Origin of the sequence: Nonomuraea sp. NPDC049624, assembly GCF_040675255.1 — a bacterium.
Classification (GTDB): Bacteria; Actinomycetota; Actinomycetes; order Streptosporangiales; family Streptosporangiaceae; genus Nonomuraea.
This window is the reverse complement of sequence record NZ_JBFAOR010000022.1, coordinates 41,589-56,190: the sequence shown is the minus strand read 5'-3', so window position 1 is coordinate 56,190 and position 14,602 is coordinate 41,589. Positions and strand designations below refer to the sequence as shown.

General features: G+C 76.4%; 8 protein-coding genes and 1 pseudogene. 2 read left to right on the top strand and 7 right to left on the bottom strand.

Annotated elements, in window-relative coordinates:
- Positions 1–146 precede the first annotated feature (146 nt).
- Entirely contained in the window at positions 147–551 is a 405-nt protein-coding gene (tsaA, locus tag AB0J76_RS47485) for a tRNA (N6-threonylcarbamoyladenosine(37)-N6)-methyltransferase TrmO (RefSeq protein ID WP_352331243.1), read from the top strand.
- A 16-nt stretch (positions 552–567) separates the two neighbouring features.
- Here tsaA and AB0J76_RS47480 read toward each other — a convergent pair whose 3' ends face one another.
- Both AB0J76_RS47480 and AB0J76_RS47475 read right to left on the bottom strand, forming a co-directional pair.
- Positions 568–1,254: a response regulator transcription factor gene (locus AB0J76_RS47480; protein ID WP_352331247.1), complete on the bottom strand. Its 687-nt coding sequence runs from the start codon at positions 1,252–1,254 to the stop codon at positions 568–570.
- 21 nt (positions 1,255–1,275) lie between these two features.
- Positions 1,276–2,478, bottom strand: a complete 1,203-nt coding sequence (locus AB0J76_RS47475) for a histidine kinase (protein WP_364393987.1) — start codon at positions 2,476–2,478, stop codon at positions 1,276–1,278.
- 158 nt (positions 2,479–2,636) lie between these two features.
- Here AB0J76_RS47475 and AB0J76_RS47470 point away from each other — a divergent pair.
- Positions 2,637–4,190, top strand: a pseudogene (locus tag AB0J76_RS47470) (BTAD domain-containing putative transcriptional regulator); the annotation flags it as partial.
- A gap of 1,841 nt (positions 4,191–6,031) precedes the next feature.
- On the opposite strand, the gene AB0J76_RS47465 reads toward AB0J76_RS47470, so the two are convergent.
- The 5 genes from AB0J76_RS47465 to lanL form a co-directional block, all read right to left on the bottom strand.
- Positions 6,032–7,957 (bottom strand): ABC transporter ATP-binding protein, encoded by a 1,926-nt coding sequence (locus AB0J76_RS47465; protein WP_364393984.1) that lies wholly within the window; start codon positions 7,955–7,957, stop codon positions 6,032–6,034.
- Positions 7,939–9,687, bottom strand: coding sequence for an ABC transporter ATP-binding protein (locus AB0J76_RS47460; protein WP_364393981.1), 1,749 nt, complete (start codon positions 9,685–9,687; stop codon positions 7,939–7,941). The genes AB0J76_RS47465 and AB0J76_RS47460 overlap by 19 nt, the downstream gene beginning before the upstream one ends.
- Positions 9,688–9,804: 117 nt before the next feature.
- The gene (locus tag AB0J76_RS47455; protein WP_352329554.1) at positions 9,805–9,927 is read right to left on the bottom strand and encodes an ALQxL family class IV lanthipeptide; all 123 of its coding nucleotides are present in this window, start codon (positions 9,925–9,927) and stop codon (positions 9,805–9,807) included.
- Positions 9,928–10,013: 86 nt separating this feature from the next.
- Positions 10,014–11,843, bottom strand: a complete 1,830-nt coding sequence (locus tag AB0J76_RS47450) for an alpha/beta fold hydrolase (protein WP_352329556.1) — start codon at positions 11,841–11,843, stop codon at positions 10,014–10,016.
- Positions 11,753–14,578, bottom strand: coding sequence for a class IV lanthionine synthetase LanL (gene lanL, locus AB0J76_RS47445; protein ID WP_352329558.1), 2,826 nt, complete (start codon positions 14,576–14,578; stop codon positions 11,753–11,755). The genes AB0J76_RS47450 and lanL overlap by 91 nt, the downstream gene beginning before the upstream one ends.
- Positions 14,579–14,602: the final 24 nt, after the last annotated feature.

The following is a 14,602-nucleotide window of genomic DNA, read 5'->3' as shown; positions in this document are numbered from 1 at the left end:
CACACGCGGCCGCTCGCCGGCCGCCGATGTTCCCAGGACGGAGCCGGCGCCGCGTTCTCGACACGCCGCCGGCGAAACACCGATCCTGCCCGGCGGGGATCGACGGTCTTGACCGGCGTCCCCGCACGGGGAAAGATCCAGGACTCGTGACCGAACACACGCTGCGCCCGGTCGGGCGCGTCGAGTCGACACTGACCGATCGCGCGGCGGCGCCCAGGCAGCCCGACGAGGGAGCCCCCGACGCCTGGCTGGTCTTCGACGACCGGTACGCCCCCGCCCTCGACGGCCTGACCCCGGGCACCGACGTCCTGCTGCTCACCTGGCTGGACCGGGCCGACCGCGACACCCTCGCCGTCCATCCGCGTGGCGACGCCGCCCGGCCGCTCACCGGCGTCTTCGCCACCCGCGCACCCGACCGGCCCAACCCGATCGGCCTGCACACCGTGCACATCCTGGCCGTCGAGGGGCGGCGGGTGCACGTCCGCAACCTGGAGGCGCTCGACGCGACCCCGATCCTCGACGTCAAGCCCCTGCTCACGCCCGACCGCTGACCGCGGCCGTCCTGCGCTAGCCCTGGTCGTCGGCGGCCGTCCGGCGGGACAGGGAGTGGCCGGGACGGACGAGGCCGGCGTCGTACGACACCACCACCACCTGCGCCCGGCTGCTCAGCCCCAGCTTGGCCATCAGCCGGTTGAGATGCGTCTTGACCGTGCCCTCGCTCACCGACAGCCGCTCGGCGATCTCCTTGTTCGACAGCGCGTGCCCGACCAGCCGCAGCACCTCCGTCTCGCGGCCGGTGAGCCGGTCGAGGGCGGGGGAGGGAGGCGGGGCGGGCGGCTCGGCGAACGCCTCGATCAGCCGCCTGGTCGCGGCCGGGGCCAGCAGGATGTCGCCCGCCGCGACCGTGTGGATGGCGGCGATCAGGCGTTCGGGCGGGGTGTCCTTGAGCAGGAACCCGCCGGCGCCCAGGCGCAGCGCGTTGTAGACGTACTCGTCGAGGTCGAACGTGGTCAGGATGAGCACCTTGGGCGGCGGGTCGTGCGCGGCGGCCAGGATGCGCTCGGTCGCCGTCAGGCCGTTGATGCCGGGCATCCTGATGTCCATGAGGATCACGTCGGGCCGCAGCGTGGCGGCCAGGCGCACGGCCTCCTCACCGTCGGCGGCCTCGCCCACGACCTCCAGGCCCGCGGCGCGCAGGAGCGCGGCCAGACCCGCGCGGATGAGCACCTGGTCGTCGACGACGAGGACTTTGATCTCGCACCTGCTTCACGGTCGTCACGGCGGCCGATCGTCGGCGCCGGGCACGGGGAGCGGGAAGGTCGCCAGCACCTCGAACCCGCCCGCGGGCAGCGGCCCGGCGGTGATCGAGCCCTGGTAGAGCCTGACACGTTCAGTCATGCCGATCAACCCGTGGCCGCCGGAAGGCCCGTCTTCCGCCTGGACGGCGGCGCCGTCGTTGCTGACGCGTAACGTCAGCGTGGCCGGGCCGTAGCCGATGTGGATCTCGACCCGGCCGGGGTCGGCGTGCTTGAGCACGTTCGTCAGCGACTCCTGGACGATGCGGTAGGCGCACAGGTCGAGGCCGGACGGCAGCGGCCGGGCCCGGCCCTCGACGACGAGCTCGGTGGCGACGCCCGCCCCGCGCATGCGCTCGACCAGGGGGTCGAGGGCCAGCAGGCCCGGCGCGGTGGCGTAGAGGCCCTCGTCGTCGTCGTGGGCCTCGATGCGCAGGATCGACAGCAGCCGGCGCATCTCGGCCAGCGCCTCGTGGCTGGTGTCGGCGATGACGCCCAGCGTGGCGTGGGCGGTGGCCGGGTCGCTCAGCGCCACGTAGCGCCCCAGCCCGGCCTGTACGGAGATGACCGACATGTGGTGGGCGACGACGTCGTGCAACTCGCGGGCGATGCGCACCCGTTCGCGAGTGACCGCCCGCCGGGCGGCGGCGTCCTGCTCGGCGCGCAGCTGCGCGGCGAGGTCGGCGAGCTGCGCGGTGCGCTCCGACAGCAGCCGCACGCTGGTGCCCGCGCCCACCCCGCAGGCCGCCACGATGCACGACTGCGCGGCGGCCGACCACAGCGCGACGCCGGGCTGCTGCGCCGAGGCGTAGGTCCACTCGACGACGATCAGCACCGAACCGGCCGCGCACCACGCCCACGACCGGTGCGCGGCGACGGAGTAGAGCGCCACCAGCGGCCCGATGCTGTTCAGCCCGAGGTGGTAGCCCAGCACGTGGTAGACCAGCGAGGCGCCCACCGACACCAGCAGCACCGCCACCGGGGTCACCCTGCGCAGCGCCAGCGGCGCGTTGACCAGCACGGTCAGGGCCACCGACAGGGCGTCGCCCGGCCGCCCCCGGCCCGGCTCGAACATCTCCCACAGCCAGGTGCCGACGACGAGCGTCAGGGCCACGGCGCCGTCGAGCAGCAGCGGGTGGACCGCGAACACCCGCCGGACGATGGACGGGGCGGTGAAGGGCACCCGTCACGCTAACCCCGGCGCCACCTCCGGCGCATCAAACCGGGGGTGGACATCGACTGCCGCGGAAGTTGCAGAGCGCCCGCGTCCCGCCCGGGACGGATTTCCGCATCACCCTCACGAGTGACGAGACCGGGCCGGGCGGCGGCCACGATGGAACGATGTCGCGAACCTCTCGTCACGAGGAGACAGCCGATGGGGAACGGTGCGGAGGGCTCGGACAGCACCACGGCCCGGACGGCGGGACCGGTGAGGCGGGCAGCCGGGAGGACAGCAGTCGGGTGGACGGCGGCCGGGAGGAGGGCGGCCGGGAGGAGGGCGGCCGGGTGGAGGGCGTGCGGTTCCGGGTGCTCGGGCCGTTCGAGATCCTCGGCGCCCGCGGCCCGATCAGCCTCGGAGGGCCGCGGCAGCGCGCCCTGCTCGCCCGGCTGGTGGCCGCCGCCGGGACGGTCGTCTCCACCGACACGCTGATCGAGGACCTGTACCGGGGCAGGCCGCCGGCGTCCGCGGTGGGCTCCGTCCACGTCTACGTGTCGAACCTGCGCCGGGTGCTGGAGCCGTCCCGCGCGCCGCGCACGCCGCCCCGGCTGCTGATGGCCCGCCGGCCCGGCTATCTCCTGGCCACCACGGACGTCGACGCGCTGCGCTTCGGCAAGCTGGTCACCGACGCCGAGCTGCGCCCGCCCGCAGAGGCGCTGCCCCTGCTGGAGGAGGCGCTCGGGCTCTGGCGCGGCGTCCCCTACGGCGAGTTCGCCGACGAGTTGTGGGCCGCCGCGGAGGTGAACCGCCTGGGCGAGCTGCGCATGAACGCCATCGAGTCCCGCGCCCAGGCGCTGCTGGACGCCGGCCGCCCGCAGCCGGTCATCCACGAGCTGGAGTCCGAGACGGCCGAGCACCCGCTGCGCGAGCGGCTGTGGTGGTTGCGCGCCCTGGCCCTCTACCGGTCCGGGCGGCAGGCCGACGCGCTGGCCACGTTACGCAGGGCGCGGCAGGTCATCGCCGATCAGCTCGGCCTCGATCCCGGGCCCGAGCTGCGGGAACTGGAGAAGGACATCCTCCGGCAGGCGCGGTCGATCACCCCGCCGCCCGAGCCGGGCCCCGTGCGGCTGTCCCTCGTCCGTCCGGAGGCCGTCACGGAGGCCGTTCCGGAGGCCGTTCCGGACGTCGTTCCGGACGCCGTGGCGAGCGGCGGTGCGGCCGCGTCCGGGCGGGCCGGTCAGGCCCGGCGCGGGGCGCGGGGACGGCTGATCGGCCGCGAGCGGGGGCTGGCGGAGCTGACGGCGCTGCCCGGCGCGACGCACCACAACGGCGTCGTGGTCGCCGCGGTCAGCGGCGAGCCCGGCATCGGCAAGACCCGGCTGCTGCAGGCGTTCCGCGACGAGTGCGTGGACCTGGGACATCTGGTGCTGTGGGGCCGCTGCCGCGGAGGGGAGGGCGTGCCGCCGCTGTGGCCGTGGCTCCAGGTGCTGCGCGCGCTGGCCGGGACCGTGCCGCCCGCGGAGCGCCAGGCGCTGAGCGGGCTGCTGGACGACGACTGGCCCACCGGCGCGCCGGCGTCGCCGCACCGCAACAGGGCCGTCGCCCGGTGGCTCGCCGAGGCCGCGCGCGCCCACCCCCTGGTGATCATCCTGGACGACCTGCACTGGGCGGACTCCGCCACGCTCGAACTGCTCAGGGACGTCGCCGTGCTGTCCGAGGCGTACCCGGGCGAGCGCCCGCTGCTGCTGGTCACCGCCTTCCGCGACGCGGTGCACCACGACCGGACGCTCACCCCCGCCGCGTCCTTCAACCTCTCGGTGGACGAGGTCCTGTACCAGCTCGCCCGCTACGACCTCGTACGCGTCCGGCTGAGCGGCCTCGACGCCGCCGACGTCGGGACGCTCGCCCGGGAGATGGGCGTCCCGGTGGACGGCTCCACGGCCGACCTGCTGACCCGGCGTACCGGCGGCAACCCGTTCTTCGTCCGCGAGAGCGTCCGGCTGATGGCCCAGGGCCAGGGCCTGGAGGTGGTGCCCGACGCGGTGTCCGACCTGATCCGCCGGCGGCTGGCCCTGCTCGGGCCGCGGGCGACGGAGATACTCCAGCCGGCCGCCCTGATCGGCCGCAGCTTCGATCCCGGCCTGGTCGTCGAGGTGTTCCGGGCCTGCGCGTCGTGGCCGGAGCAGACCTACGAGCTGCTCGACCGGGCCGCCCAGGCCGGGCTGGTCACCAGCGGCGACGGGGTCATGACGTTCGTCCACGACCTGGTCAGGGAGACGCTGATCGCCGGCGTCCCGCCGCTGCGCAGAGGCGTGCTGCACCGGGAGGTGATGCGGGCCCTGTCGGCCAGGCCCAGCACCGACGTGACCGTCATCGCCCACCACGCCGTGCAGGCCGGGCCGCTGGCCTACCGGGAGACGGCGCACTGGGCCCGCGCGGCGGCCGGGCAGGCGAGCCGGCGCATGGCGCACGAGGAGGCCGCCGCCTGGTGGGGACGGGCCGTCGCCGCTCACGGCGCCTGCGACGGCGACCCCGCCCAGCACGTGGAACTCCTGCTGCACCAGGTGCGCGCCCTGCTGGACGCCGGAGACGCGATGGGCGCGCGCGACCTGCGGGCCCGGGCCCTGCGCGTGGCCCAGCGCGCCGAAGCGGACCCCGCCCTGATCACCCGCGCGCTCACCGCACTCGACGCGCCGGCCATCTGGACGCTGCGCAACCCGTACGAACCGGTGGAACTGCGGCTGGTCGAGCAGTTCGAGGCCACGCTGAGCGCGCTGCCCGAGGCCGACGGCGTCGAGCGCACGTTGCTGCTCGGCGGCCTGGCGCAGGAACTGTACAACGGCAGCGACGACGACCTGCGATGCCTGTCCCTGTCGGCCGAGGCCGTCGCGATGGCCCGCCGGATCGGGGACCCGCACCTGCTCATGCGGGCGCTGAACGCCCGCGCGTTGTCCGTGCCGCAGGCGACCCACATCGCCGAGCTCATGGAGATCGCCGAGGAGCTGCACGACCTGGCCGCGCGGACCAGGACGCCGGGCTTCGAGCTGCTCGCCCACATGATGGACACCCACTACCGGCTGGAGATGCACGACCTGGCCGGCGCCGACCTGGCGGCCGCCCGCTGCGAGGCGCTGCTCGACGACCTGCAGCTGCCGTGGCCGCGGTTCCAGCACACCATGTGGCGGGCCAACCGGCTCACCCTGGCCGGCCGGTTCGCCGCGGCCGACGCGCTGTACGGCGAGGCCGAACGGCAGGCCAAGCGGATCGGCATGTGGTACGCGGGCGCCGTCGCGGTGAACGGCCGCCTCATGCTGTCCTACCAGCGCGGCGCCATGGCCGAGGCCGGCCCGCTCATCGACCTGATCAGCGGCATCCACCCCACCGTGGAACACGACGCCCGGGTGCTGGAGCTGTGCGCCCAGGGGCGCCGGAGCCAGGCCGTGGCCCTGGCCGGGCAGGGGTGGCCCGCCCCGCCGATGGACTGGTCGTGGCTGACCATGACCTGCCTGCAGGGCGCGGCCCAGGCCGCCGCCGGCGACGTCGCGGCCTGCCGGACGACGTACGAGAAGCTGCTGCCCTACGCCGGGCGGATCTCCGGGGGGTCGGCGGTGGCCTGCATCGGGCCGGTCGACCACTTCCTGGCCGTGCTGGAGTCCGCGCTGGAATCCGGGCTGGAGTCCGGCGCCGACGCCGCCGGGGCCTGACCGGCCACCGGCCTACCGGGTCCGCCGTGCCAGCGGCCGACCAGGTCGGCGTACAGGGGCGACCGGTCGATCAGCTCCCGGTGGGTGCCGGTGAGCACGGTGGTCCCGTCCATCAGGAGGACCTGGCGCGCCCTGGCGGCCGAGCTGATGCGGTGGGCGATCACGACCAGGGTGCCGGGACGGGCCGCCAGCGCCGACTCCGCGCGCAGCTCGGCGGCCGGATCGAGGTGGCAGCCCGCCTCGTCCAGGATCAGGACGTCGGCGGGGGAGGCGTGCACGCGGGCCAGCGCGACGAGCTGCCGCTCCCCGGCCGACAGCGCGGACGGCTCGTCGATCTCCCCGCCGATGCCGCCCAGCCGCTCGACGAGCGGTCCGGCGCCGACGGCGGCGACGGACGCGCGCAGACGCTCGTCGTCCGGGCTCTGGCCGAGCGGCCACAGGTACGCCAGGTTCTCCCGGACCGTCCCGGCGAAGACGTACGCCTCCTGCGGCACCAGCGCGATCCGGCTCCGCACCGACGCGCCGGGGATCGAGGCCAGCGGCCGCCCGCCGAGCCGCACCCGGCCGCCCGTGGGCCGCAGCAGCCCGGTCATCAGCAGGGCCAGCGTGGACTTGCCGACGCCGCTGGGCCCGACCACCGCGAGATGCCCGCCTTCGCCGATCGTCAGGTCCAGGTCCCGCACGACCGGCGTGGCCCGCGCGGCATAGGCGAACGTCAGGCGTTCGGCCCGCAGCTCGTGACCGGCCGGGCCGGCGGCCACCGGGGTGCCCGCCTCCTCCGGGGCCGCCTCGTCCGGGCCGGGGGCGGCGATCGTCTCGGCGATCCTCCGGGTGGTTGCCGCGAGCCCGACCCCCCACCCGCCGAGGGTGTCGAGGATCGTGCGCAGCGCCGGCTCCAGCCCGGTGAACAGGTACGTCACCGCCCCCACCACCTCTCCCGCGCTCAGCCGGCCGCTCTCGATCAGGGGGCGGGACAGCAGGAGCAGGCCGACCAGCGGCGCGTGCGCGCCGAGCAGGACGGCGACCCGCCGGCCCGTGCCCGCCCAGGCGAGCGCGCGGGCCGCCGCGGCCTGCGCGGACACCAGGGCCCGCAACGTGTCCGCGGCCTGGACCCGCGCCCCGCAGGCGGCGACGTCGCGCAGCCCCGCCACGATGGGCGTGGCCTGCGCGGTCAGCCGCTCCTCGGCGAGCACGAGCGCACGCTGCCGGGCCGTCAGCGCCGGCATCAGCCTGGCGAACGCGGCCAGCGTCAGCACCAGCGGCCCGGCGGCGACGGCGGCGGCCACCGGCGACAGCACGAGCAGCCCCACCAGCGCGGCGATCACCGACATCCCCAGCTCACGGCTGGTGCGCAGCATCGTGGACACCAGCTTGCGCATGGTCTCGACCTGCCCGGTGAGGCGGTTGAGCGCGGCGGCGTCCGGCGCCTGGCCGCCGTCGGCCGCGCGGCGGACGGTCGCCCCGGCCACGGCGCGGACCAGCTCGTCGCGCATGGGCTCGACCACCGCGGCGAGATGCGGGAACATCAGCCGGGTCGCGACCGACCTGACGACCATCGTCGCCCCGAGCAGGCCCAGCCAGGCCATGCCGACGCCCGGCCGGCCGGCCAGGAACCCGCGGTCCACCGCCGTGGCGACGAGCAGCCCGGCCAGCAGCGCGGGCGCGGCCTCGACCAGCGACCACGCCAGGGCCAGCACCAGCGGGCGCCGCCGGGCGCGCAGCAGGCCCGCCAGGAACCGCCACGGCCGGACGGCCTGCCGCCGGTCCGCGGCGGCCCCGGTCACCGTGCGGACGTCCATGTGTCCTCCTCGTCCCGCTGCGGGGTGCCGGCCTGCTCGGCGGACGCGAACAGGGCGCGGTACGCCGCGTCCCGCCACAGCTCCTGGTGGGTGCCGCGCCCGCGCACCCGGCCGGCGTCCAGCCAGACGACCAGGTCGGCCAGGGCGGCGGTGGCCGGGCGGTGCGCGACGACCAGGCGGGTGCGCCCCCGCATGCCCTCGGCCAGGGCGCGGCTCACCCGGGCCTCGGTCGCCGTGTCCAGGCTGGAGGTGGCGTCGTCGAGGACGGTCACCCGGGCCTGCCGCAGGAACGCCCGCGCCAGCCCCAGGCGCTGCACCTCGCCGCCGGACAGCGGCGCGTCCGCCGCCGGGGTGGCGTACCCGGAGGGGAGGCGGCGGATCACGTCGTCCACGGCCGCCGCTGTCGCGGCGGCGCGCACCGCCTCGGGGGTGCACGCCGGAGCGCCGTAGGAGATCATCCCGGCGATGTCGCCGCCGAGCAGCATCGGGCGTTCGAACGCGTACGCCACGGCATCGCGCAGCGCCCCGGGATCGACGTCGCGCAGGGGCACGCCGTCGAGGAGGACCTGGCCGCCGTCCGGGTCCGCCAACCGGCCGGCCAGCAGCGCGAGGGTCGACTTGCCCGCGCCCGAGCCGCCGACGACGGCGGTCATCGCCCCGGCCGGTATCTCCAGGTCGACGTCGTCGAGCAGCGAAGTCCCCCCGCGCCGCACCGTCACGCCCCGGAACGAGAGCGTCCCCGGGCCGGGAGGCAGTGGCCGCGTGCCGGCGGCCGGGACGGGCAGGGCCAGCACGTCGTGCACGCGGACCGCCGCCGACCGGCCGAAGGCCATGCCCAGCAGCGGGTCGATCTGCTCGACGAACACCAGGCCCAGGGCGGTGTAGCCGGCCGTGGCCAGGAGCGCGCCCGCCGGCAGCCGTCCCTGCGCGACGCCGAGCCCGGCCACGGCCAGTACGAGGACCTCCACGAGCGGCAGGATCAGGGTGATCCGCCACACGCTCTGCGCCTGCGCCCGCCACAGGGCGTGCCCGGCGGCGCTCAGCTCGGGCAGCGGCCGCAGCACGCGGGCGATCTCCCGGTCGGCGGTGCCCGCGGCCCGGACCGTCCTGATGCCGGCCAGGGTCTCGGTGAGGCGCGCGGCCAGGCGGCCCTGGGCCCGCTGGTAGTCGCCGTACAGGCCGGAGACCCGGGCGACGAACACCCGCATGACGACGAGCGCCACCGGGACGCCGCTCAGGAAGGCGACGCCCACCCGCCAGTCGATCACGAAGAGCGCGACGACGCCGCCCGCCGACAGGACGAGCCCGGACACGATCTGCAGCAGCGTCGCGGGCACGTAACCGGTGGTCGCGGTGTTGCCCACCAGGCGGTTGACGAGCTCCCCGGCGGGAAAGGCCGCCGCGCCCGCCGCGTCGGTCCGCAGCACGCGGTCGATCGCGCGCAGGCGCAGCATCCTGGTGGCGGAGGCGACGGACGTGATCCCCGCGACCCCCGAGACGACGTCGGCGAGCGCGGCGGCCAGGAGGAGCACCGCCAGCTCGGCGTAGACGGCGGTGGAGCCCGTTCCGGAGAGGACCGCGTTCACCGCCGCGCCCACCGCCGAGGGCAGGCCGAGGGAGACGGCGATCGAGGCCGCCGCGGCGGCGGCAGTCCCCGCCAGCGGCGCCCACGTCGCGCGGGCCGTCCAGGCGATGAGCCGGTCGCCGTGCCGGTGCCCGACGTTCAACATGAGAGGTCCCTTCACTCCATCGGCTCGATGGTGTGGGTCGTGTGTCGGCGCGGTGCCGGCCCCGGGAGCCGGCACCGCTGGGGGACGGGTCCTAACGCAAGGTCAGGAACCGGGAGGTCACCTGGTGACGTAGCAGCTGTTGCCCTCGTTCTCGCAGGTGAAGCTGGAGACCTGGCAGGCGGCCAGGCCGGCCTCCTCGCGGGCGGGGAGCATGTCCAGCGCGGTGATGTCGAGTTCCATCGGTTTCTCCTTCTTGTCGGTGCGGAGCCCGCGGGTGCGGGCCTTGCCACCGGTCCGGCGCCGGGTGAGGACGCCGGCCGGCGGGATCATGGGCGCCGCGGGCAGCGGCGGCGGAGGAAGGCGACCAGGCGGTCGAGCACGAGGGGGCCGTCCGGTCCGGTCAGCGGGTCGTGCCCGGCGCCGGGCACCTCGACGTAGGTGAGCTCGGGCCCGCCGGGACCGGCCCGCGCCAGCCGGTCCCGCAGCCGCCGGGAGTGGCCGACGGGGATGGTCGCGTCCCGCTCGCCGTGGACGACCAGCAGCGGGCCGCGCAGCCGGTCGGCCAGCCGGATCAGATCGCGCGGCCCGAGGTCGTCCTCGATCTCCGCGCAGCCGCCGAGCCGGTCGAGCATGTTGCGCACCAACGGCGGCCCGTCGGCGTGCAGCTCCCGCCCGGACAGGAACGGCGCGACGACGGCGGCGCCGGACCACAGGCCCGGTTCCGCGGCGGAGGCGAGCAGGGCGAGGTGGGCGCCGTAGCTCACGCCGTACAACAGGGGCGGGGCGGCGCCGGTCGCGCGGGCGGCCGTCAGGGTGCGGCCGAGGTGGAGGACGTCGGCCAGATCCGGTCCGCCCCAGGCGCCGCGGATCGCGTCGCGGTGGGCGGGCCCGTACCCGGTGCTGCCGCGCTGGTTGGGCGCGACCACGGCGACGCCTTCGTCGGCCAGCCGCTGGAACAGCGGGTCGTAGCCGAGCCGCCAGGCCGACTCGGGGCCTCCGTGCAGGGCCAGCACGACGCGCCCGGCGGCGACGGGGTCGCCGTAGACGACAGCTTCGACGGGTCCGGCCGGGCCGTCGAAGCAGCGCGCGGCGGCGTAGGTCCGCCCGGTCCCGCCGTCCGGTCCCGGGACCGTCACCACGTGCGGCGGCAGGCCGGGAGCGGAATGCACCAGCCGCAGCCTGCCCGCGCTCCAGGCGGCCATCGGCAGGATCGTGCCGCTCGCCGGCCCCGCCTCCAGGAAACCGTCCTCGGCCAGGTCGTACAGCACGGCGCGGCAGCGCACGCCCGCCGCGACCGCCAGTGCCAGGCGCCGGCCGGCCGGGTCGAGGGCGAGCGGGGTGACCACGCCCTCGACGGCGTTCAGCTGCTCGGGGAAGACGGTGGGCGCGTCCGCGTCGCGCGGGCGGATCCCCAGGCGGTGGCCGTCCGGGGTCTCGCGGGCGGTCAGCAGGACGCCTGCCTCAGGGGCGGCGAGCAGCAGGCGCTCGCGCCGGTCCAGGCCGGGGAGCGGGGACACGGCGCCGTCGGACAGGTCCAGCACCACCGTGCGCGTCCGGGAGCCGGCCGGCACGGCCAGGGCCAGCAGGCTCCCGGACGGGTCGAGCCAGACGCCCCCGGCCAGCGGCCCCGGCACATGGGCCACGAGCTCGGGCGGCTCGGGCCGGCCGGACAGCCGCCACACGGCCGTGCCGCCCGCCGGGGTCGTGCGGAAGGCCAGCGCCGCGGTTCCCGCGCCGCGGCCCGCCACCAGCCGCAGCCCGCCACCCGTGACGGCGGCCAGGTCGTGCGCCGACCAGCCCGTGCCGTCCCGGTCCGGGACGACGAGGAGCAGCCGGTGCGTCCCCCCGCTTCCGGCCCGGCTCAGCAGGACGGCGCCGTCGTCCGTCGGGACCGCGGTGCTCGCGGGACTCTCGCCGTCCCAGGAACGCAGGACGCGGGACCGGGGACGCGCGCCGGTCAGGTCCCACAACTCCGGGGCCAGGGGACGGCGGCCCTCGGCGGTCAGGCACACGGCGTACCGCCCCAGGCCGGAGAACCGGAAGCCCAGCCGGAGCATCGTCCCGCTCACGATCCCGCCGATGCCGATGCCGATGCCGATGCCGATGCCGGTGCCGGTGCCGGTGCCGGGACGCGCGCCGGGACGTCGGCCGTCCACGGACGCGGGCCGCCGTGACGCAGCCGCAGCAGGAAGTCCAGGACGCCCGCCAGCCCGGTGTTCCAGCCGAAGCTCACCGTGTCGCCGTTCTCGTCCGGCACCACCAGCAGCCCGTCCCGCAGCACCGCCCGCGCCTCCAGGCAGGCGGCCAGCTCCGCGGCCTGGGCGCGGTAGTCCGCCTCGCCCAGCAGGCCGGCCATGTCCAGCAGGAACTGCCCGTCACCGGCCAGCCCGTGGCAGGCGGCGGTCCCCGAGGACAGCCGCGAGCCGCGGACGGCGACGGCGGCGGCCTTCGCCGCGTCCAGGAAGTCCGGCTCGCCGGTGACGGAGTGGAGCCGGACGAGGAAGCTGCCGACCCCGGAGGAGCCGCTGCACCAGTGCGTCATCCGGACGCCGCCGCCGGGGAACTCCGGCCACCAGGCCGCCGCGCCGGTGCGCTGGGCGGCGGCCAGCAGCGTCCGCCCGGCGAGCAGGGCCGTCTCCAGGTACTCGTCGCCCCCCGGGGTGGCGGCTGAGAGCAGGAAGGTCCCGATCCCCGCCACGCCGTGGGCGAAGCCGTAGTGCACGGCGCCGGCCAGCGCCGACGGGAAACGTTCCGGGATGGGCCACAACACGGTGCCGGGGGTGCGCTCGGCGCCGGCCACCAGGGCGTCCGCGCACCGTGCCGCGCGCTCCCGGAGGCGTTCGTCGCCGGTGGCCCGCCAGAGGTGCAGCAACGCCAGGCCCGTGCCGGCCACGCCGTGGCAGACGTCCGGGTTCGGCCACGACGTCGGCAGGGTCAGCGCGAGGTCGATGCCCGCCGTGCGCAGCGCGTCGTCGCCGAGGGCGCGGCCGGCCTCGTGCAGCGCCCAGGCGATGCCGGCCCGGCCGAAGTGGAGTCCGGGCGAGGGCCTGGGCTCGCTGCCCAGCCGCCGGACCGTCCAGGCGGCGGCGTGGCGCAGCGCGGCGGCGATGCCGTCCCGCCCGGCCTCGCCGCTGCCCAGGACCGAGGAGTCCAGGCCCGTCGTGTCCAGGGCCGGAGAGTGCAGGACCGACGCGAGCAGGGTGAGCACCCCGGCCGAGCCGTACTGCACGGCACAGGGGTCGGCGGTCTCGCCGAACCCGGAGACGGGCCACAGGCGCCGGGCGCCGGGATCGCGCTCCATCCGCCGGAGCGTGTGCACGATCCCGTCGCGGAGCAGTCGGTCCTGCCCGGCGACAGACAGACGGCGGGCGGCGCCCGCGGCCGCCGTGCCCCGGCTCGCGGCCGTCGCGGGCGGGGGTGAGGCGTGCAGGTCGGAGCCGGGCAGCGGCTCCAGGTCGTCGAGGAAGGCGCCGACGCGCCGCAGGTCCCAGCGCCGGGCCGGGTCCTCGCGCATCAGGCCGAGGAGCATCGGCCACAGCGCCCGGGCCACGGCGTCGCCCTCGGTCGCCACCTCGACCAGCCCGCGCACCCGGGTGTCCCACGAGCGGCCCGCGGGCGGGTCGTCGGAGCCCAGCAGCGGCCGGCACCCCGTGGCCAGGTGCAGCACCGTCGCGCCCAGGGCGTACAGGTCCGCCTCGGGCCCCGCGGCCGGCCCGTACATCGGCCCGCGCACCTGCTCGGGCGGCGCGTAACCGGCGGTGTAGGCCTTGGTGACGGGCGTGCCGGGGAGAGCGGCCATCTCCAGGTCGACCAGCCGGCAGGAGCCGTCCGGGCCGGCGATGACGTTGTTCGGCGTCAGGTCCCGCAGCACGAAGCCCCGCTCGTGCACGGCGGCGACCAGCCCGGTCAGCGCGCGCACCGCGGTCAGCGCCACGCGCGGCCAGCCGTCCGGGTCGGCGGCCCTGGCCTGCTCCGCCCAGGTGGTCAGTACGGTCCCGTCGAGGTGTTCCTGCGCGAGGAACAGGTTGTCCCCCTGCGTGAACAGGCCGACCTTGCGGCTCGTGACGCCGAGCGGCCCGAACACGTCCAGCATGTCGGCCTCGTGGCGGAGCCGGTCGCGTTCGTCCTGGCCCTGCAAGGTGGCGCTGATGTGCGGACGGGCCTGCTTGATCACGACCTGGGCGCCGGAGAGCCGGTCCTCCGCCAGGAACACCCCGCCCTTGGCGCCGTGGCGGATGGCCTGACGCACCACGAACCGTCCGGCCAGCTCGACGGCCTCCGGCGCGCCGGTCCGCGCCGGGGCCCGACCGGACTCGAACGGGCAGTCGGCCCACTCTGGCGGCGAGTACCAGGCGTTGCGCCGGTCCACCAGGCAGGCGCCGTCGGGGGCGGTCAGCGGCGAGCTGTAGACGCCGTCGTTGTCGAGCACGCTGCGCGCGGAGAACACGCCGTAGCGGTAGTGGACCAGGCTGCCCGGCCGGTAGGCCCGGTCGGACAGGACGGGCGGGCCCGGCAGGCCGTACGTGGCCCGGTGCAGGTCCTCGGCGATGGCCGTCGCCGCCTCGTCGTCCGGGGGATAGACGGTGATGAACTTGCCGGCCGATCCCCGGTGGACGTTCCTGGACAGCAGGCCGGTCAGGTCGGCGAACGTGGCCGCGAACTTGAACGGGCACCGATGCCGTACCAGCACCTCGGCCGCCCGTGCCAGCACGACGGGGGCCGACAGCGGCGTCGCCGACACGTGCAGCTTCCATCCCTGGTCCCGCGTCCCGGCCTCCCGGGGAGCCACGTACGTCCATGGAGGGCGGTGGCGGACGTCCCACCCGTCCCCGGCGGACCGTCGCAGGGCGGCCCGCACGAGGTCCTCCAGCACGTGGAGATCCGCGCTCATTTGCTCGTCCGTGCCTGCGGTGCT

Coding starts and splice junctions, on each gene's coding strand:
- AB0J76_RS47465 (WP_364393984.1), bottom strand. CDS start 7,957: ATGGACGTCCGCACGGTGACCGGGGCCGCCGCGGACCGGCGGCAGGCC.
- AB0J76_RS47460 (WP_364393981.1), bottom strand. CDS start 9,687: ATGTTGAACGTCGGGCACCGGCACGGCGACCGGCTCATCGCCTGGACG.
- AB0J76_RS47455 (WP_352329554.1), bottom strand. CDS start 9,927: ATGGAACTCGACATCACCGCGCTGGACATGCTCCCCGCCCGCGAGGAG.
- lanL (WP_352329558.1), bottom strand. CDS start 14,578: ATGAGCGCGGATCTCCACGTGCTGGAGGACCTCGTGCGGGCCGCCCTG.